This window comes from Pseudorhodoplanes sp. (genome assembly GCF_050250235.1).
GTDB lineage: Bacteria > Pseudomonadota > Alphaproteobacteria > Rhizobiales > Xanthobacteraceae > Pseudorhodoplanes.
Genome location: NZ_JBFWPA010000047.1, coordinates 1 through 17342, shown reverse-complemented (window position 1 = coordinate 17342; position 17342 = coordinate 1). Strand labels below are relative to the sequence as shown.

Annotated in this window: 16 protein-coding genes, 1 tRNA gene and 2 rRNA genes; 6 read left to right on the top strand and 13 right to left on the bottom strand. The window is 62.1% G+C overall.

Annotation, left to right across the window (positions count from 1 at the left end; all coding sequences use genetic code 11):
• Complete coding sequence (locus AB7F49_RS19980) at window positions 1–804, top strand: ABC transporter permease (RefSeq protein ID WP_428525521.1); 804 nt, start codon at window positions 1–3, stop codon at window positions 802–804.
• A 15-nt stretch (window positions 805–819) separates the two neighbouring features.
• Here the strand turns inward: AB7F49_RS19980 and AB7F49_RS19975 are convergent, their stop codons facing one another.
• Together AB7F49_RS19975 and AB7F49_RS19970 are read right to left on the bottom strand one after the other, a co-directional pair.
• Entirely contained in the window at window positions 820–1920 is a 1101-nt protein-coding gene (locus AB7F49_RS19975) for an ABC transporter ATP-binding protein (RefSeq protein WP_428525576.1), read from the bottom strand.
• Between the two features lie 37 nt (window positions 1921–1957).
• Window positions 1958–3019 carry an ABC transporter substrate-binding protein gene (locus AB7F49_RS19970; protein WP_428525519.1) on the bottom strand — a complete coding sequence of 354 codons (1062 nt, stop codon included), beginning with the start codon at window positions 3017–3019 and terminating at the stop codon, window positions 1958–1960.
• A 320-nt stretch (window positions 3020–3339) separates the two neighbouring features.
• Here AB7F49_RS19970 and AB7F49_RS19965 point away from each other — a divergent pair, with 320 nt between their 5' ends.
• From AB7F49_RS19965 to AB7F49_RS19955, 3 genes are read left to right on the top strand one after another with little or no spacing between them, the layout of a single operon-like run.
• On the top strand, window positions 3340–4221 hold the full coding sequence (locus AB7F49_RS19965) for an FAD binding domain-containing protein (RefSeq protein WP_428525516.1): 882 nt from the start codon (window positions 3340–3342) through the stop codon (window positions 4219–4221).
• The gene (locus AB7F49_RS19960; protein ID WP_428525514.1) at window positions 4218–4715 is read left to right on the top strand and encodes a (2Fe-2S)-binding protein; all 498 of its coding nucleotides are present in this window, start codon (window positions 4218–4220) and stop codon (window positions 4713–4715) included. Before AB7F49_RS19965 ends, AB7F49_RS19960 begins: the two co-directional genes overlap by 4 nt.
• On the top strand, window positions 4715–7081 hold the full coding sequence (locus AB7F49_RS19955) for a xanthine dehydrogenase family protein molybdopterin-binding subunit (RefSeq protein WP_428525512.1): 2367 nt from the start codon (window positions 4715–4717) through the stop codon (window positions 7079–7081). The genes AB7F49_RS19960 and AB7F49_RS19955 overlap by 1 nt, the downstream gene beginning before the upstream one ends.
• A 44-nt stretch (window positions 7082–7125) precedes the next feature.
• On the opposite strand, the gene AB7F49_RS19950 is transcribed toward AB7F49_RS19955, so the two are convergent.
• From AB7F49_RS19950 to AB7F49_RS19920, 7 genes are all read right to left on the bottom strand, one after another.
• Window positions 7126–7779: an ABC transporter ATP-binding protein gene (locus AB7F49_RS19950; protein WP_428525510.1), complete on the bottom strand. Its 654-nt coding sequence runs from the start codon at window positions 7777–7779 to the stop codon at window positions 7126–7128.
• Between the two features lie 15 nt (window positions 7780–7794).
• On the bottom strand, window positions 7795–8544 hold the full coding sequence (locus tag AB7F49_RS19945; protein ID WP_428525508.1) for an ABC transporter ATP-binding protein: 750 nt from the start codon (window positions 8542–8544) through the stop codon (window positions 7795–7797).
• Complete coding sequence (locus AB7F49_RS19940) at window positions 8541–9494, bottom strand: branched-chain amino acid ABC transporter permease (protein ID WP_428525506.1); 954 nt, start codon at window positions 9492–9494, stop codon at window positions 8541–8543. Before AB7F49_RS19940 ends, AB7F49_RS19945 begins: the two co-directional genes overlap by 4 nt.
• A complete protein-coding gene (locus tag AB7F49_RS19935) occupies window positions 9491–10387 on the bottom strand; it encodes a branched-chain amino acid ABC transporter permease (RefSeq protein WP_428525504.1) in 897 nt (298 codons plus the stop codon). Before AB7F49_RS19935 ends, AB7F49_RS19940 begins: the two co-directional genes overlap by 4 nt.
• Window positions 10388–10451: 64 nt before the next feature.
• Complete coding sequence (locus AB7F49_RS19930) at window positions 10452–11768, bottom strand: ABC transporter substrate-binding protein (protein WP_428525501.1); 1317 nt, start codon at window positions 11766–11768, stop codon at window positions 10452–10454.
• A gap of 334 nt (window positions 11769–12102) precedes the next feature.
• Window positions 12103–12501, bottom strand: a complete 399-nt coding sequence (locus AB7F49_RS19925) for a Rid family hydrolase (RefSeq protein WP_428525499.1) — start codon at window positions 12499–12501, stop codon at window positions 12103–12105.
• 200 nt (window positions 12502–12701) lie between these two features.
• Entirely contained in the window at window positions 12702–14243 is a 1542-nt protein-coding gene (locus AB7F49_RS19920; protein WP_428525497.1) for a PAS-domain containing protein, read from the bottom strand.
• A 131-nt stretch (window positions 14244–14374) separates the two neighbouring features.
• Between AB7F49_RS19920 and AB7F49_RS19915 the strand changes: the two genes are divergently transcribed.
• Window positions 14375–14728, top strand: coding sequence for a nucleotidyltransferase family protein (locus tag AB7F49_RS19915; RefSeq protein ID WP_428525495.1), 354 nt, complete (start codon window positions 14375–14377; stop codon window positions 14726–14728).
• Window positions 14659–14934 carry a HepT-like ribonuclease domain-containing protein gene (locus AB7F49_RS19910; RefSeq protein ID WP_428525493.1) on the top strand — a complete coding sequence of 92 codons (276 nt, stop codon included), beginning with the start codon at window positions 14659–14661 and terminating at the stop codon, window positions 14932–14934. Before AB7F49_RS19915 ends, AB7F49_RS19910 begins: the two co-directional genes overlap by 70 nt.
• Before the next feature lie 187 nt (window positions 14935–15121).
• Here AB7F49_RS19910 and AB7F49_RS19905 read toward each other — a convergent pair.
• The 4 genes from AB7F49_RS19905 to AB7F49_RS19890 form a co-directional block, all read right to left on the bottom strand.
• Window positions 15122–15198, bottom strand: a tRNA-Met gene (locus AB7F49_RS19905).
• Between the two features lie 154 nt (window positions 15199–15352).
• Window positions 15353–16336, bottom strand: coding sequence for a Bug family tripartite tricarboxylate transporter substrate binding protein (locus AB7F49_RS19900; RefSeq protein WP_428525491.1), 984 nt, complete (start codon window positions 16334–16336; stop codon window positions 15353–15355).
• Window positions 16337–16577: 241 nt separating this feature from the next.
• A 5S ribosomal RNA gene (rrf, locus tag AB7F49_RS19895) occupies window positions 16578–16692 on the bottom strand.
• A gap of 144 nt (window positions 16693–16836) precedes the next feature.
• Window positions 16837–17342: ribosomal RNA gene (locus AB7F49_RS19890) — 23S ribosomal RNA — on the bottom strand; the annotation flags it as partial.

Sequence of the window (17342 nt, the reverse complement as noted above, 5' to 3'; positions counted from 1 at the left end):
ATGTCGGCCGGAAGCGAGATCGGCTATATCGGCCATTTCAGGCGACTGTGGCTCTACGCCTTCGTATTGCTGGCGCTGCTGTTCCTGGTGGTGCCGATCGCCATCGTGATCCCGATGTCGTTTTCGGATTCGAGGTTCCTCGATTTCCCCCCGCAATCGTGGTCGTTGCGCTGGTATCGTCAGTATCTCACGAGCCCGGAATGGATCCAGGCAACCTGGGTAAGCCTGCGCATGGCCCTGATGGCCTGTCTGATCGCGACTCCGCTTGGAGTGCTGGCCGCCTACGCGATCAATTCGCGCTATTCCAGCGCGCTCCGCCGCATCCATGTCATTTTGCTGCTGCCGCTCATGGTGCCACACATCATCATCGCGATCGGCCTGTTCTTCCTGCTGGCGCGGCTCAATCTGGTAACCAGCCTGACCGCCTTGATCGCCGCGAACGCCATGATGACACTGCCGTTCGTCATCACCACGACCCTTGCAGGACTGCGCAATTTCGACATGAGTCAGGAGATGGTCGCGCGCAGTCTGGGCTACAACCGGTTCTGGGCATTCATGCTGGTGACGTTGCCTCAGATCAAGGGAAGCGTGATGGCCGGTGCGCTGTTTTCGTTCATCATGTCGCTCGATGAGGTCATCGTCGCCCTGTTCATCTCGGGCGGCACCAATACCACGCTGACCAAGATCATGTTCACGGCGCTGCGCGACGAAATCGACCCCACGATCGCCGCCATCAGTTCGATTCTGATCGCGCTCAGCCTGTTCGCTGGTCTCCTGGCCGCGATCGCCAGCCGCGGCCGCTGATCGCAGCCACAGGCGCTATTGCGCGTTGACGATCACCGCGTCGCTGGGATCGAGTCGGAGCGTGATTTCGTGTCCGCTGGGCGGGACGCTGACGGATTCGCCTTGCCTCACCGCGCATCGGATCAGGACGTTGCCAGGCAGGCCCTCGATTTGCGCGACGATCAGCACGGAGTCGCCCTGATAGACCGACCGCTGCACGGTGGCGTTGAAGCAGTTGGCGTCCGGAGCTCCGGCTTCCGCGACGCGAAGCTTTTCGGCGCGAACGACCAGCAAGAGCTCCCCGGTCGGCGGCACCGGACAAGCGGTCCGCAGCATCGCGCCTCTCATTGAAACCGCGTCCGGACCCGCGCGGTCCACGGGCAGCAGGCTCGTCTCTCCGACGAATTCCGCGACGAAACGGGAATTCGGCCGCTCGTAGAGCCTGCTCGGCGTGTCGACCTGTACCAGCCTCCCGTCCTTCATCACGGCGATGCGGTCGCTGAGCGTGAGCGCCTCACGTTGATCGTGCGTCACATAGACCGTCGTCGAACCGATCTTCTCGTGAAGCTGCCGCAGTTCGATCTGCATGTCTTCGCGCAATTGCTTGTCGAGCGCGGACAGGGGCTCATCCATCAGGATGATTTTCGGATCGAACACGACCGCCCGGGCGAGTGCGACCCGCTGACGCTGGCCTCCCGACAATTCATTGATCCGGCGATTGCCGAATCCGCCCAGCCGCACGGAATTTAGCGCCCGCTCGACCCGTTCACGCCGCTCCGCCGGCTTGAAGCCGCGCGCGCGCAGCGGAAACTCCACGTTCCGCGCCACGCTCATGTGCGGGAACAGAGCATAATTCTGAAACACCATGCCCAGTTCACGCCGGTGCGGCGGGAGCTGCGACACATCGCGCCCGCCGAAGAACAGGCGGCCGGAATCGAGCGGGATAAACCCGGAAATGATGTTCAGGAGCGTCGTCTTGCCGGATCCCGAGGGCCCCAGCAAGGTGACGAACTCGCCCGGCTCGATGTCGAGCGACACCGAGTCGAGCGCGACGAACGATCCGTATCTCTTGGTGACCTGTTGTATCGAGATGGAACTGGACGTGCGGTCCGCCGGCCTCTCTGTGCTCCCGTTCATCCCGCCGATGCTTTCAGACTCCGTGCCGTCCGTCATCCTATTCTTGCAGGAAGCGGGCAAGCCGGGCGAGCGATTCCTCGCCGGCCTTGGATGCGTACCAGTCCGGCGACACGATGCCCTGCACCTTCAGGTTGGCCGGGGCGGTCGGCAGCTTGGCGGCGCTTTCCGCGGTGATCGTGCCCACGTCGAAGGCCTTCTGATTGGTCGGCCCGTACTGAATGAACTTGGTGAACAGCGCCTGCGGCTGTGGCCTCAGGCTGTGGCTGATCAGCTGATGGGCGACATCCGGATGCGGAGCGCCCTTGACGATCATGAAGCCCTCGGTGTCGAGCAATGCCTGCTTGAACTGGAAGCCGACCTTGGCGCCGTCGTCCGCCAGAGACCCGGCGCGTCCATTGGCGAGCAGGATCATGTCAACCTCGCCATCGCGGATGAGCTGCATCGCCTGTCCCTGCGACGTCCACCATACCGGGACATGCGGCTTCACTTCCGCGAGCTTCTTGAAGGCGCGGTCGACGCCGCCCGGGCTTTCCAGCGCCTTGTAGACGTCCGCGGCGGGGACGCCATCGGCCATCATCGCCGCTTCGAGCACGTAACGACCCGCTGCCCAGAGCGAACGGCGTCCCGGGAATTTCTTCGCATCCCAGAAGTCGGCCCAGCTTTGCGGAGCGTTGGCGCCATATTTGTCGGTGCGATACGCGATACCGTAGGAATAGGTCCACAGTCCGACGTAATGCGGATGGATGAACTCCTTCGGCACGCCGGTCGTGTCGATCTTCGAGTAATCGAGCTTCTCGGCGAGACCGTTTCGCGCCGCCCGCTCGCATTCCGCGAAACCGGTGCCGACGACATCCCATGATACGTTGCCGGCGCTCACATGCGCCTTGATGCCGGCAAATCCTCCATGGCGATCTTCGCGCACTTCGATACCCAATTCCTTGGCGGTATCGAAATAGGCCTTCCTCTCGGCTTCCTGCGTAACACCGCCCCAGCCGGCGAAGGTCACGATCTTGTTCTGGGCCAGAGCCATCGAACGGGGGTACCCGGCAGCGATGACACCAGCAGTACCCATCAACAACGCGGAACGGCGCGAGATCATCGGTCAATTTCCCTTCAGAAGATTTCCTTGGCAAGATTGTGCGAGGTCCACGGGGAGCCCGCAAGGACGCAGAAAGCGCCTCTCGAACGCATCGGCTTGATCATTCGAGCAACCTCGTGTGATCGACCGATTTCCGGCGCGCTGCCGCTTCGCCCGCAGCACGCGCGCCGGCATGCTGATGGTGAGGCGTCAATCCAAGGAACACTTGGCCGGTCGAAGAACGACAATAATGTCTGTAGGCTCACTGCGTGGCTCGCGCATGATCGGAATGAATGCCAGCCTGGCTATTCTTCCCGTCAGGGCGGGCCGAGGAGAAGCGATTGAAGCCTGCCTCGTTTGAATATCTTGCGCCATCGACTTTCGACGAGGCCGTGCGGCTCATGGCCGAGCACGGTGACGCGGCACGTCCGCTCGCCGGCGGTCAAAGCCTTGTTGCTCTGATGAATACCCGGATCATCCAGCCGGAAGTCATCATCGATCTCCATCGTTGCCCCGGCCTCGATGCCATCGAGGACAACGACGGCGCCGTCACGATATCCGCAATGGTGCGGCAATCGGCGGCGGGCGCCTCTCGACTGGTACGGGAGCGCTGCCCTCTGCTTGCGGCGGCGCTGCCGCATGTGGGCGGAACGGCGAACCGGAATCGCGGAACGATCTGTGGCAGCCTGGCGCATGCCGACCCGCTGGCGGAGCTTCCATGTGTGGCGGTCGCGCTCGACGCAACATTCGTCATCGTCGGACCGCGCGGGCGGCGTTCGGTTGCGGCCAGCGCGTTCTTTCGGAGCGCGCTGTCGACCGCAATCGAGGCCGACGAGCTGTTGCGGGCTGTCTCGTTTCCGGCGGCAAAAACGGGAAGCCGGGCGGCGTTCGTCGAGATCGGCCGCAACCGGCGGCATGGATTTGCGCTGGCCGGCGCCGCGGCCCAGCTGCAACTGAGCGAAGACGGCACTTGTCTATCGGCGCGGATCGCGCTGATGGGGCTGGGCGACATTCCCATTCGCTGGCCCGAGGGCGAGACCGCCTTGGCCGGGCAGCGCCTGACGCGCGGGTTGCTCCGCGATGTCGCGCAACAATGGGCCACCGGCATCGAAATCCGCTCGGATATCCATGCGAGCGCGGAATACCGCCGGACGATCGCCAGCACGGTGGTCGAACGCGCTCTCACCGAAGCTGGCCTGGTACCTGCCGAAAGCGCACGATGAGCAAACGCATCGATATCAGCCTGACCGTGAACGGCAAGCGCTACCAGCGCTCCATCGAGCCAAGATATCTTCTTGCCGATTTCCTGCGCCACGAACTGCGCCTGACCGGGACGCATATCGGTTGCGAGCAGGGCGTGTGCGGAGCCTGCACGGTGTTGATCGATGGCCGGACGGCGCGCAGCTGCCTGCACTTTGCCGTCACCCTCGATGGCGCGTCGATCATCACGGTCGAAGGCCTCGCCGGACTGGACGATCTGCATCCGATCCAGGAGGCGTTCCGGCGCAACCACGCGCTTCAGTGCGGTTATTGCACGCCCGGCTTTCTGATGACGGCGATGGAGCTGTTGGACGCAAACCCGCACCCCACCGAAGCGGAAGCGCGAGACGCGCTGACCAACAATGTCTGCCGATGCACCGGATACAACAATATCGTGAAGGCGGTGCTCGAAGCCGGCCGCGATCTCGACACGCGCGCGACAAAGGGCTCCGATTGATGAGCAGTGCAGGCAACGAAAGCTATGTCGGACGTCCCGTCCTTCGGCGCGAAGATGGCTGGCTGCTGCGGGGCGCCGGCCGCTTCGTGGACGACGTCGATGTTCCGGCCGATACGCTGCATCTATCATTCGTGCTCAGCCCCGAGCCGCATGCGACAATCGAGAATATCGACGTCAGCGCGGCCAAGGCTCTCGATGGGGTGGTCGGAATACTCACCGGCGACGACATTGCCAGGCTGGTAAAGCCGATCCGCACCGAGATCGACATCCAGGGTTATCGGCTGGCGTTGCGCGACGTCGTTGCGCGCGACCGGGTGCGATTCGTCGGGGAATATGTTGCGGTCTGCATCGCGGAAACGCCCTATCTCGCGCTGGATGCGGCAGACCGCGTGACGGTAAGCTACTCGTCGTTGCCAAGCGTTTCGGATGCGCTGGAAGCCGAACGGGACGGTGCGCCGGTCGTGCATGAGGAACTCGGCGACAATGTGCTGCTGCGGCACACATTCAGTACCGAAGGCTTCGAGGAGGCATTCGCCTCGGCGCCTCACGTTATCGAGGAGACATTCAGGCTCGGCCGTGTCGCCGCCGTGAGCATCGAACCGCGGGGGGTGGTTGCCATTCCCGAACGCGTCGGCTCGTCGCTGGTCGTGTATACGTCGACACAGGTGCCCCATATCGTTCGAAGCGCGATCGCGGAATTCGTCGGAATCCCCGAGTCCCGCATCCGGGTGGTCGTGCCGGACGTTGGCGGTGGGTTCGGAATGAAGGCCCATGTCTATCCCGACGAACTGATCGTCGCGGCGCTGGCCTGGAAATATCGCCGGCCGGTGAAGTGGATCCAGGATCGGCGCGAGGATCTTCTCACCAACGCCCAGGCCCGCGATCATCGTCTGAAGCTCAGCGTGTCGTTCGACGAAAGCGGAGCCATCGTGGCGATGAAGAACGAGGTTACCACGAACGCGGGCGCCTATTCCTCCTACCCGTTTGGATGCACGCTCGAACCGCTCGGCGCGGCACGCATGTCGGTCGGCCCCTACCGGATTCGCAATTACCGGTTTCTGACCCGGGCGATTGCGACCCATACCTGCCCGACCGGCGCCTATCGCGGAACGGGTTCGGTTTCCGCCTTTGTCGCGATCGAGGGAATGATGGATCGCATCGCGCGCAAGCTGGGGGTCGATCCGGCCGAGATTCGCGCGAGAAATCTCGTGACCCAGGAGGAGATGCCCTATGTGAACGCGCTGGGTGTCCGCTACGACACCGGCAGCTATCAGGAGTCGCTCCAGATGGCGAAGCAGGCGATCGGCTATGATGATTACCGGGCCCGACAGCCGGCCGACCGGCTGGTCGATGGAAAATACCGCGGCATCGGCATTGCTTCGTTTGTCGAAGTTTCCGGCATCGGCGCCAAGGGCTGGGCCGCCCGCGGCGTTCGCGCGATCACCGGCTATGACAGCGCCAATATCAAGGTCGAGCCCTCGGGGCATGTGACCGCCTTCATCAGCCAGGCGGCCGCAGGGCAAAGTCATCTCACCACCTTCGCGCAGATCGTGGCGGATCACCTCGGCGCAAGGTTTGAGGATATCACAGTGATGGAGGGCGATACCGCGTCGGCGCCCTATGGTTCGAATACCATGGCCAGCCGCGGCGCCGTCGCAGCCGGCGGCGCGACGATCCTCGCGTCGCGATCGCTGAACGACAAGATGCGCCGGATTGCCGCAGATCTGCTGGAGGCCAGCGCCGAGGACATCGAACTGCGCGATGGCATGGCTACGGTCGTGGGAACAGAGCTTTCGGTGTCGTTCAAGGACATTGCACAGACCGCCTATTCCATGACGCAGAAACGCCTTCCGGAGGGCGAGCAATACGGTCTGGAGTCGTTTGAAATATACGATCCGCCCCCGGTGACGCTGGCGAATTCAACCCACATCGTCACAGTCTCGGTGGGCGCGGATGACGGTGTTGTCGAGATCGAGCGTTACGTCGTCGCTCACGATTGCGGACGCATCATCAACCCGCTGGTGGTCCGGGGCCAGGTCGTCGGGGCGATCGCGCAGGGCGTCGGCGAGGCGCTGATGGAAGAGGTGGTCTATGACGCGGAAGGCCAGTTGCTCAACGCCAACCTGCTGGACTATCTGCTTCCCACATCGCTCGATATGCCCGATATCGACCTCCAGCATATCGAGACACCGAGCATCGACACCGTCGGCGGGTTCAAGGGCGCGGGCGAAGGCGGCCTGATGGGTGCCGTGCCGGCGATCCTGAATGCAGTGAATGACGCGCTGGCCGCTCATGGAGCCAATCTGCGATCGGTGCCTGTGCGGCCGGATGCGATTCTCAAGCTGATCCGCGAGGGGCAACCGTAAGATCGACGCGCGCGGGCCGGCCACGTGTGCATGGCCCGGCCTGCCTATCGCGGGTGATGGGTGACTTCGCCGCGCTCGATCAGGAAAACGTCGTCGACAAGACTGTCCGAATGCACGAAGTCGGATTCCGACAGAAGCACGCTCCGGCCCTTTTCGCGGCGTATGTGAGAGAGAATCTCAGTCAGCCGAACCGCGAGCGCGGGCGCGATTCCCTCGAATGGTTCGTCGAGAAGCAGCAGCTTGCTGCCGCAAACAAGGGCGCGCGCCAGCGCCACAAGCTTTTGCTGGCCGCCGCTCAGTGTGGATGCCCGGCGTCCCGTCAGTTCGTGCAATTCCGGAATGAAGTCGTAGACCCGGCGAAGCTCGTCGGCATAGTCGCGCCGGTTCATTGCCTTCAGCGGCAGCAGGATGTTCTGCTCCACCGTCCACTGCCCGATGAGCCGCCGGCCCTCGGGCATGTATCCGATGCCGCGCGTGACGCGCCGATAATCGGGCTCCTGGTTCAGGATCGCCCCGTCCATCTCGATGGTGCCGGATTGAACCGGCAGCAGCCCCATCACCGACCGCATCAGCGTCGTCTTGCCCGCACCGTTGCGACCGGCGAGGGTCACGAAGCTGCCATCCGCGATCTTCAGCCCGACGCCGCGAAGCACGGTGGTGCGCTTGATCGCTACGTTCAAATCGGAAATTGCGAGCATGAAGCGCCTCGGCCCTCAAACCTTCTTTCCGGTGACATAGAGCTGGACGTCTTCATTCTGCATGACCTCATGGGGCGGCCCAGCCGCGATGACACGCCCCTGATAGAGCGCAATGACGCGCGTGGCATACCGCCTCACCAGCTCCATGTCGTGCTCGATGAACAGAACACCGACCTCGCTCCTTGCCAGCACCTTCCAGATTGCGTCCATGACACCGTGCTTCTCGCTGGTGCTGACGCCGCTGGTCGGCTCGTCCAGCAGCACCAGCCGCGGCACGTGACACATCGCAACCGCGACATCGAGCAGCTTGCGTACGCCCTGCGGCTGGTTCGACACGACGGCATCGGCGTATTGGCCGATGCCGAACCGTTCCAGTACCTGCATCGCCGCGTGACGCCGCCGGTTCTTGAGGAACCCTCCGAGTCTGGCCAGCAACGGTTCGCTGCTCAGCATCAACGCCAGCATGACGTTGTCGATGCAAGTCATCGATTCGAAAAGCTGGGGAATCTGAAAGGAGCGCGCGACGCCCTTGTGCGCGAGAATGCGCGGCGAAGAATGGGTGATGTCTTCGTCATGAAGAAAGATGCGGCCCGCGCTCGGCTTGATGTAGCCGGTGATGATGTTGATCAGCGTGGTCTTGCCGGCGCCGTTGGCTCCGATGATGCCCAGCACGTCGCCGCGATGAAGCGTCAGGTCGACATGGTCGACGGCGACATTGTTGTCGAACTCCTTGCGGATGTTTTCGCAACGCAGTAGCGCGGTCAAGGGACAGCCTTTCCGCGCAATTTTCCCACGATCGACGTCAATCCACGAGGCAGGAACATGATGATGACCAGCATCATGCTTCCCAGAATCAATTGCCAGGCATGCGGCATGTTCTCGGCAGCGAAGGAACGCAGGAATTCGAGGAAAAGCGCGCCGATGAGCGGTGCGAACACATTCGCGGTTCCGCCGAGAATGGCTGCGAAAACGAACTCGCCGGACATCGTCCAGTACACGAGTTCCGGATTGACATGCCGTGTCGAAATGGCCGCCAGCACGCCTCCCGCACCGGCACAGGCCGCCGCCAGCAGATATTCCAGATACACGATCCTGCGCACCGACAGGCCGAGATACTCCAGCCGCACCTCGTTGTCGCGCACCGCATCGGCCAGCCGTCCGAGCCCGGACCGCAGATAGAAATGGATCAGGACGGCCACGGCGATGGTGATCCAGCAGCAGAACACGAAGCGTGACAGCTGGATGGCGCTTCCACTTGGCCGGTAGCCGGCAAAGGTTACGGCACCGACCGAGATCCCGTCGCTGCCGCCAAGCACGCTCATCTTGAGAACCACGCCATAGGCGATCATCGACAAAGCGAGCGTGAGCATCGCAAAGAATATCTCGCGGTAGCGCGAAATGATCAGACCGACGACGGCAGCCATCGCAACCGCCGCAAGGATGCCGAGGCCGACAACGAGAAACGCGTCCTGGACGCCCCAGTACCGGCCGGCAAGCGCGGCCGTGTAGGCGCCGACCCCGTAATAGAGACCCTGTCCGAACGAAACCAGATGCGATCGCATCATGATCATGACGCCGAGGCTCGCGAGCCCGACCGACAGCGCGAGCTGGGTCACGAAGCGCATCCAGCCGGGGATCATGTCCGCGGTCAGTGTCAGGACAAGGCCGATGGCGATGAGGGCGAGGGGCGCGGCGAACGATCGCAACAGGTTCATATTTTTCGTCCTTCCGCCGCGGCGAACAGGCCGAAGGGACGAACGAGGAGCACGATGACCATCACGCTATAGATCACGAACAGCTCCGCTTCCGGATAGAGATGGGTCGAAAGCGCGCGGCACAGGCCAACGATCAGCGCACCCACTCCGGCGCCCGCAATGCTGCCGAGCCCGCCGATCACCACCACGGCAAAGGCCAGGATGATCACGTCGCCGGCGACGCCCGGCATGATCGCGATCCGCGGTGCTGTCAGTCCGCCGGCGAGGAAGCCCAGGGCGGCACCGACCGCGAAGGTCCAGGTGAACAATTTCCTGACGTTGATGCCGAGCGCGGCACTGATCTCGCGATCCTCGACGACCGCCACGACGAGCTGTCCGATCCGGGTAGCCGTCAAAATCCAGGCACCGGCAACCGCAAGCGCGATCGCAATGAGGATCAGGACCAGATCGTAGGTCGCGTAGGGCAGCCCCGCAACCGTGATCTGCCCCATGGCGGCGCGGGGCTGTGCCGCATAATAGGAGCCACCGCCCGAAACCAGCTTGATCGCATCTTCAAGGACGAGAAAGAGGGCGTAGGTCGCGAGCAGCAGCGTCACGCCGTCTTCGTTCATCATCGGCTTCAGGATCGTCCGCTCGATGACGTAGCCGAGTGCGATTCCGACAATCAGCGGCAGCAACGTCAGCGCCAGCAATTGCAAAGGCAATGGAGCGCCTCGGCTGACGAGAAGCCCCACGGCAAACGCCGCCACATAGGCACCCGCCGCGTAGAACGCGCCATGGGCGATGTTCAGGATCCGCAAGACGCCGAAGACCAGCGTCATGCCGACGCTGACGAGAAACAGCCAGGCCGAATAGCTCAGCCCGTCGAGCACAATGGCGATCGCGATGTTCACGGCAGATGACCGGGGCAAAAGCCGGCCGCGGGAAACCCGCAGCCGGCTCTGGTTTCCGCAACGTCTAGTCGCACTTCGCGCCTTTGAACCCGGATTTGATCCAGTCCATCGCCTTCACGCCGGCCGGCGGGTTCACGCACTCGGCGTTGAAGTATTTCACGTCGGTGATGATCGGCTTGTTCTTTGCCTTGTCCCAGCCGGAATACGTTCCGTAAGCGGTGGCCTGGATGCCTTCATGACCCTTGGCCTTGGCCATGCGGATCGGGAATCCGCTGGGAGTTTCGAACTCCAGGCCCCGGAAGGCCTCGATGATTTCCATTGTGGTGGGAGCCTTCTTCGCCTTGGCAGCGGCCTTCTCGAAGGCGGCCTTGTAGCCCAGGATTGCCTGCGCCGCCGCGGACGCGCCAAATGTCGGCGTCTGCTTGTAGGTCTTTTCGTAGGTCGAGGTGAACCAGCGCGCCAAGGGGGTGTCTCCCGCCAGGTACGAATGCGGGCCGCGGGCACCAACGATCGCACCCTCCACCATTTCGGCACCGAGCCCGTCGATGATGCCGGTTCCCATGCAGAAAGCCAACTTGCTGCGCTTGGCAAGGTCGCGGCTCTTGGCCTGAAGCACGAAGGCGTCGGCGTCGCCGCCCCAGAACGAACTGAAGATGACGTCGGCGGGATTTGCGAGCAGAGCGCTGATCTCTGCGCCGTATTCACCGGCGCCAAGCTTCGGGAACTGCGCCGTGGTCGCCTTGACCGACGGCTTCAGCGCTTCCATGCTCGCCTTGAACTCCGACCAGGAGTCGGTCCCCCAGGAATAATTCTGGTTGATGCCCGCAATCGAGTCGGTGTTCGGATATTTTGCGAGGATGTACCGTGCCGCCGCGATCGAATCGATGGTGCCGGGAGGGGCCGTGCGGAAGCTGTAGACGGGATCAGTCAGCACTTCCTCGAACATCTGGGAATGCCCGCAATAGAAGAAGATCGTGATCTTCTGCATCTCCTCGGCGACCGGGCCCAGTGCGTTGCAGTCGGCGCTGGAATTGTAGCCGATGACGACATCGACCTTTTCGCGCTCGACAATGCGGCGATATTCAGCGAGTTGCTTCTGAGCGCCGCCGGCTTCATCGACATAGATCGGCACGATCTCGAAACCGCCGATTCCCTTGGTGTTGTAGGGGGCCGGCACGGTGCCGTTGTTGAGCGCGTTAACGATCAGTTCCGAACCGTTCCGTGCGTGAATTCCAAAGCTCGCACCCGGGCCCGAGAGAAAATACACAAATCCGATCTTCAGCTTCCCGTCGGACTGAGCCTGAGCAGGCAAACTCGTGAACCAGAGCCCCATTGCGACACACAGCGCCGCGCGGACACAAATCCTGAAAAGAGATGTCATGAGTTTAGCGTCTCCTGTCCTGATACAGAAAGAATGCCCGGCTGCCGCAGCACCTTTCGACATTTGCCCTTCGACCCCGCCGCTGACGTTGCGAGCCTTGACGCAAGAGCGGGTGCGCGCTGCTCGGCAGTCGATGCCGGCGGCTCGTCGCGCTTTGCCGCTCCGTACTGCTCGCATGAATTTCTGTGAAAGTAGGTCACCGCGGGATGGGACGGTCAAGTGTTCGGACGATCGACAATGTGGTCGGCAGATGTCCGAACGCGAACGGGCAGGATCGCGCGCCGTGCGAAGAATTGCGGTCGTTGAAGGGTCCGTCGTCCGACCGAGGTCGTCTTCAGAAGCCCTGGTGCGGTACCGAACGAATTGCGGTGACCTCGATCTCAACCTTCATCCGCGCATCCATCAGGTCGCCCTGCCAGGTGGTGGTCGCGGGACGCACGGCGTCCAGATGCCGCCGCAGAACGGGCGTGATCAGCCTGTAATCCGACGAATTCTTCATGATGATGTTGAGGCGCACGACATCTTTCATCGTGATTTCAGCGGCCGTGAGCGCCGCGGAAATATTTTCGAAAGTCTGTTCGGTCTGACGGACGACGTCATCGGAAATGTTTCCCGTCGCGTAATCAAAACCACTGCAGCCGGACAGGAATATCATCGGTCCGGCCATGACCACCCGGGAATAGGCGCCCTCCTCCTCAAACCGAGAGCCTGAACTGATATTGCGACGCTCCATCGTGGTCACCTTCGCCGTCGCCCTTGAATCAGGCGTTTGCGCACAAGCATTGTGCATTAAATTGCATCTTGTGGGTCAGTCTAGCCGCACTGTTCTCGGGATGGGACGCGATCAAGAGGACAGGCGGACGACGCAATCGATCACAGCCGGCCATCAAATGATTTCCGGGCCGAGTCCGTCCTTGTCAGGGATGGGGCTCGCTAGCGGTTCTTGCCGCGCATTGGGCGCGAACCGCCCAACATGTACTTGTCACGCATCGCGCCGCGATCGGCGCGCGGCAAAAGCATACGTATGGTTGTGCCCCGGTTCGGCTGGCTTTCGATTTCCAGTTCGCCGCCCGATTGCTTGATGAACCCGTAGGTGGTGCTGAGGCCGAGTCCGCTGTTTCGATCGTTCGCTTTCGTCGTGAAGAAGGGCTCCAGCGCGCGAGATGCGACGTCCCGCGTCATGCCCTTGCCCGTATCGCTGACCGACAGAACCACATACTCGCCCGGTTCAACGACCTGATGCCCGTCGACGATGCTGCGGCTGTAAAAGATATTGGCGGTGCTCAGCCGCAGCGTTCCGCCGTTCGGCATGGCGTCACGGGCATTGAGGGACAGATTGAGGATCGCGGCTTCGAGCTGGCTGCGGTCGATCAGGGTGCGCCACAAGCCCGGACTCGTCATGGCCTGAACCGCTATCCCGTGCGGCAGGGTTCTGCTGAGAAGCTCCTGCATTTGCAGCACGAGATCGTTGCAATCGACCAGATGAGGCTGCAGTGGCTGTTGCCTGGCGACTGCGAGCAGGCGGCGGACCAGGCCGCGTCCGGAACCGATCGCAAGCTCGCAGCCCTCGAAATACGATTCCGCGCTTCGTCCGGCCCTGACGGCCTTTCCCAGCAACTCGAGATTGCATTCGAACAGCAGCAGCATGTTGTTGAAGTCGTGCGCGACGCCGCCGGTCAATTGCCCGAGCGCCTGGAGGCGCTGGGCTTGAAGGGCCCTCTCGTCGCGGCGTTTCATCGCGGTAATGTCGGTGTTGACGGTTATCGTGCCGCCACCGGACGTGCGGCGTTCGATGATCTGCAGCCAGCGCCCGTCATCGAGTTCGAGTTCGAACGTGCCGGAAGGATTCTGATGATAGGCGAGGCGGCGCTGGATCCACTCTTCTTCGCAGCCGATCGCGCCCGGGTAGCGCCCCTTATAGGCCGCTGCGCGGATGATATCCTGAAATTTCTCGCCGAGCGTGAAGGTCGGGCCGTCTCCCTGTCGAAAGAAAAGATAATTCTGGTTGAACAGGACCAGCCGATCATCGGCGTCGTAAAGTGCGATCCCTTCGGATATCTCCTCCATGCCGCCCAGCAGCAACTCCTGAGCTGCCACTGCGTGGCGATTTTCGTTCCACTGGAGCGTGATGTCCCGTCCGGTGCCGCGCCAGCCCGCGATCGCGCCGCGTCCGTTGCGCAGCGGCCGGCCGATCAGGGACATCACCCGCTCGGCTCCATCCTCGTCTCGATAGATGAAGATGACGTCCTGGAATGGCTCGCCGACCGCTGCAAGAGAGAGGTGACTTGCCCGAGTCGATATGTCCGAAAGACGCCGTCCCAGCCAGCTTTTCGGTGAAAGACCCGTTTCATCCGCAAAATTTGGTGACAGCGTCCGAAGCTTCAGATCGGCAGTCGCTTCCCAGTACCAGCATCCGGCGAGCGACAGAAGGTTCTCGAAGGCGGAAAGCCGATCCTGCTTCCGAAATCTCGTCATGATGCTCTCTTCAAACCATGAACCGGCCCGGCAAGACTACACAAAGAGGGCCGAGCACCCAACACCCGCATGCCCTGATGCCCCCCGGGAAATCGTGACGTCATCGCCGGAAACACGGGGCGGCCCGCGGCGTGATTGCCGACCTCTGGGCGCCGTGGCCAACCACGGCGCCGGCAAGTCGGTTGGTGCCAATCTGTTGTATTGGTCTGCATGCGCGCGACGAAGCGCGCTCCGATTCAGATATAGATGTGTTTGTTGATCCAGTCTCCGAAGAGAAGTTTGGATTTCTGCTGTTTATAGATGCCTACGAAACCCTGCAGAAGGCCGTGGGCGAAAACATCGACTATGGGACGCGCAACGGCCTCCATCCCTTGCTGCGAGCGGATATTGAGCGGAAAGCCGTTCGAATCTTCCGATGGCTGAGCATTCCGTCCGTATTCGTCTTAGCGACATACGTGAAGAAATCGCGGGCATTCGCAATCTGACAAAGGACGCAGACGCGCAAACTTTCGCGTCGAGCTGGGCGATGCCTCGCGCGGTCCGACGTGCCGTGGCCAAAGGTCACGGGTTGGGCAACCTGTTGCGCCACGAATACCGAGGGATCGATCCCATCGTCTTGTGGTCGATCGTTACCGAGCATCTGGATAGCTTGGACAGGTCGGCTGAGAATCTTCTGAGTTCAACCAGCTAACACGCTACCTCGTTTAGGCATCACGTTAGGGGCGCACGCGAACGAAGGGCGCGGCGCGCGTCAATACTTGACACGGTTCCGCCTTTAGGACCCCGAGCGAAAGCTTTCTCAGAACCAGCCGCTGCGCTGTAGCGCATGAAAAAACCCGACAGATGAGACTCAAGCGTCTGATCTGTCGGGCTAAATTTGGTTGCGGGGGCTGGATTTGAACCAGCGACCTTCAGGTTATGAGCCTGACGAGCTACCGGGCTGCTCCACCCCGCGCCAAGTGGGGTCCATGCAAGCGGTATCCGGTGTTACCACTTGCGCGACCGCGCCGGATACCGGCGCGCCGCAGGAAATCGTCGCGCTATCTAGCAAGTGACGAAACGATTGCAAGCGAAAGATAGGCGCGTTCCGTCAAATAGATAGGGCTCCGTCATTCGGGCTGAATGCCGGCCGCCTTGATCAGTTCGCCGCGAATCTTGAGGCCATCGGTGATGGTCTTGGCAAGGTTCGCCGGCGGATCGGCAGTTACGACGAGGCCGGCGCCGGCGAGCCGCTTGGAGACCGCGGGATCCTTCAGGATTTTGGCGGCCGCTTCGCTGATCTTGTCGACCACCGCCTTCGGCGTCCCCGCCGGCGCGACCAATGCGACGAATGATCCCATCTCGACCCCCGGAACGGTCTCCGCGATGGTCGGAATGTCCGGCAGTTCGGAGAACCGCTTGGGCTCGGCCACCGCAATAATCCGGATCTTGCCGGAATCATGCAGACCGCGCGCCGCGGAGAGGCTCAGAAAGCCGGAGGGGACATGGCCGCCGGCGAGATCGTTGATGGCCTGCCCGCCTCCCTTGTACGGGATATGCTGCAGCTTGATGCCGGCCTTCTGCGCCAGCAATTCGCCGGCGAGATGGTGCGGGGACCCGGGTCCCGACGAGGCGTATGCCATCTTGCCCGGATTCTTCTTCGCCTCCGCGATGTAATCGGCGACCGTCTTGATCGGCTGGGACGGATGCACCGCGAGCACGAGAATGTTCTTTGCAGCGTTGAGCACCGGAGCGAAATCCTTCGCGGGGTCAAACGCGATCGCCTTGAACATGAATGAGTTCGAGGTCAGCATCGCATCGGTGGCGACCAGAATGGTGTGGCCGTCGGGCGCCGAGCGCGCGACCTGGGTCGCGGCGAGATTACCCGACGAGCCTGGCCGGTTGTCGACCACGACCGGCTGCCCCCATTGCTGCTGGAGCTGATCGGAGATGGCGCGTGCCAGCGTGTCCGATGCGGCGCCGGCCGGATAGCCGCCGACCAGCGTGACCTGTTTCGTCGGAAATTGCTGCGCAAGCACGGCGTCAGGGGCAATGGCGGTCGCAAGCGCGGAAAGCGCTGCGGCAACCGATGACATTCGCAAGGTCTTGATCATGTGATGTTCCCTCCGAAAATTCACGCCGGGACGGTGCCGCGGCTTGTTGTTGTTTTTGATTAGCCGGCATGGCAGCGGAGCTGTCAACCGCGGGTCTCACGGGCCAAACGACGCGGTTTGCCCACGGTCCGCAGCCGTTTTCGCGCTGGGCGATGCGCATAAAAAAGCACCGGCAGCCGATGAACGGCTGCCGGTGCTTTTGAACGTGAAATCGTGTCGAGGGGATAGCCGTCTTTTGCAGGCCTGGCAGCGACCTACTCTTCCAAGTCTTAGGACTTAGTACCATTGGCGCGGGAAAGTTTAACGGCCGAGTTCGGAATGGGATCGGGTTCAGGCTCTCCGCAAGAACCACCAGGCCGGCGAAAGACGGGTTTGAGAAGCGCGCGCGGAGCGAGCGTCCCCGCGAAGGCGCGGACCTCGATCAACAAGCAAGCTGGTCACTGACCAATCCATCGGCGGCGCATCGGAATGCGCCGCCGCGATGGGCATTGAAGACAAGAGCAATCAAGTCATTCGAGCGATTAGTACCGGTAAGCTCAACGCATTGCTGCGCTTACACACCCGGCCTATCAACGTGGTGGTCTTCCACGGCTCTCAAGGGAGTTCTCGTTTTGAGGTGGGTTTCCCGCTTAGATGCTTTCAGCGGTTATCCCGTCCGTACATAGCTACCCTGCACTGCGGCTGGCGCCACAACAGGTCCACCAGAGGTACGTTCACCCCGGTCCTCTCGTACTAGGGGCAAATCCTCTCAAAACTCCGACACCCACGGCAGATAGGGACCGAACTGTCTCACGACGTTCTGAACCCAGCTCACGTACCACTTTAATCGGCGAACAGCCGAACCCTTGGGACCTGCTCCAGCCCCAGGATGTGATGAGCCGACATCGAGGTGCCAAACGATGCCGTCGATATGGACTCTTGGGCATCATCAGCCTGTTATCCCCGGCGTACCTTTTATCCGTTGAGCGATGGCCCTTCCACGCGGGACCACCGGATCACTATGACC

What these genes read in the sequence shown, in the direction of transcription:
- AB7F49_RS19980 (WP_428525521.1), top strand. Translation starts at nt 1, where the DNA reads ATGTCGGCCGGAAGCGAGATCGGCTATATCGGCCATTTCAGGCGACTG.
- AB7F49_RS19975 (WP_428525576.1), bottom strand. Translation starts at nt 1,920, where the DNA reads ATGAACGGGAGCACAGAGAGGCCGGCGGACCGCACGTCCAGTTCCATC.
- AB7F49_RS19970 (WP_428525519.1), bottom strand. Translation starts at nt 3,019, where the DNA reads ATGATCTCGCGCCGTTCCGCGTTGTTGATGGGTACTGCTGGTGTCATC.
- AB7F49_RS19960 (WP_428525514.1), top strand. Translation starts at nt 4,218, where the DNA reads ATGAGCAAACGCATCGATATCAGCCTGACCGTGAACGGCAAGCGCTAC.
- AB7F49_RS19955 (WP_428525512.1), top strand. Translation starts at nt 4,715, where the DNA reads ATGAGCAGTGCAGGCAACGAAAGCTATGTCGGACGTCCCGTCCTTCGG.
- AB7F49_RS19950 (WP_428525510.1), bottom strand. Translation starts at nt 7,779, where the DNA reads ATGCTCGCAATTTCCGATTTGAACGTAGCGATCAAGCGCACCACCGTG.
- AB7F49_RS19940 (WP_428525506.1), bottom strand. Translation starts at nt 9,494, where the DNA reads ATGAACCTGTTGCGATCGTTCGCCGCGCCCCTCGCCCTCATCGCCATC.
- AB7F49_RS19930 (WP_428525501.1), bottom strand. Translation starts at nt 11,768, where the DNA reads ATGACATCTCTTTTCAGGATTTGTGTCCGCGCGGCGCTGTGTGTCGCA.
- AB7F49_RS19925 (WP_428525499.1), bottom strand. Translation starts at nt 12,501, where the DNA reads ATGGAGCGTCGCAATATCAGTTCAGGCTCTCGGTTTGAGGAGGAGGGC.
- AB7F49_RS19920 (WP_428525497.1), bottom strand. Translation starts at nt 14,243, where the DNA reads ATGACGAGATTTCGGAAGCAGGATCGGCTTTCCGCCTTCGAGAACCTT.
- AB7F49_RS19910 (WP_428525493.1), top strand. Translation starts at nt 14,659, where the DNA reads ATGGCTGAGCATTCCGTCCGTATTCGTCTTAGCGACATACGTGAAGAA.
- AB7F49_RS19900 (WP_428525491.1), bottom strand. Translation starts at nt 16,336, where the DNA reads ATGATCAAGACCTTGCGAATGTCATCGGTTGCCGCAGCGCTTTCCGCG.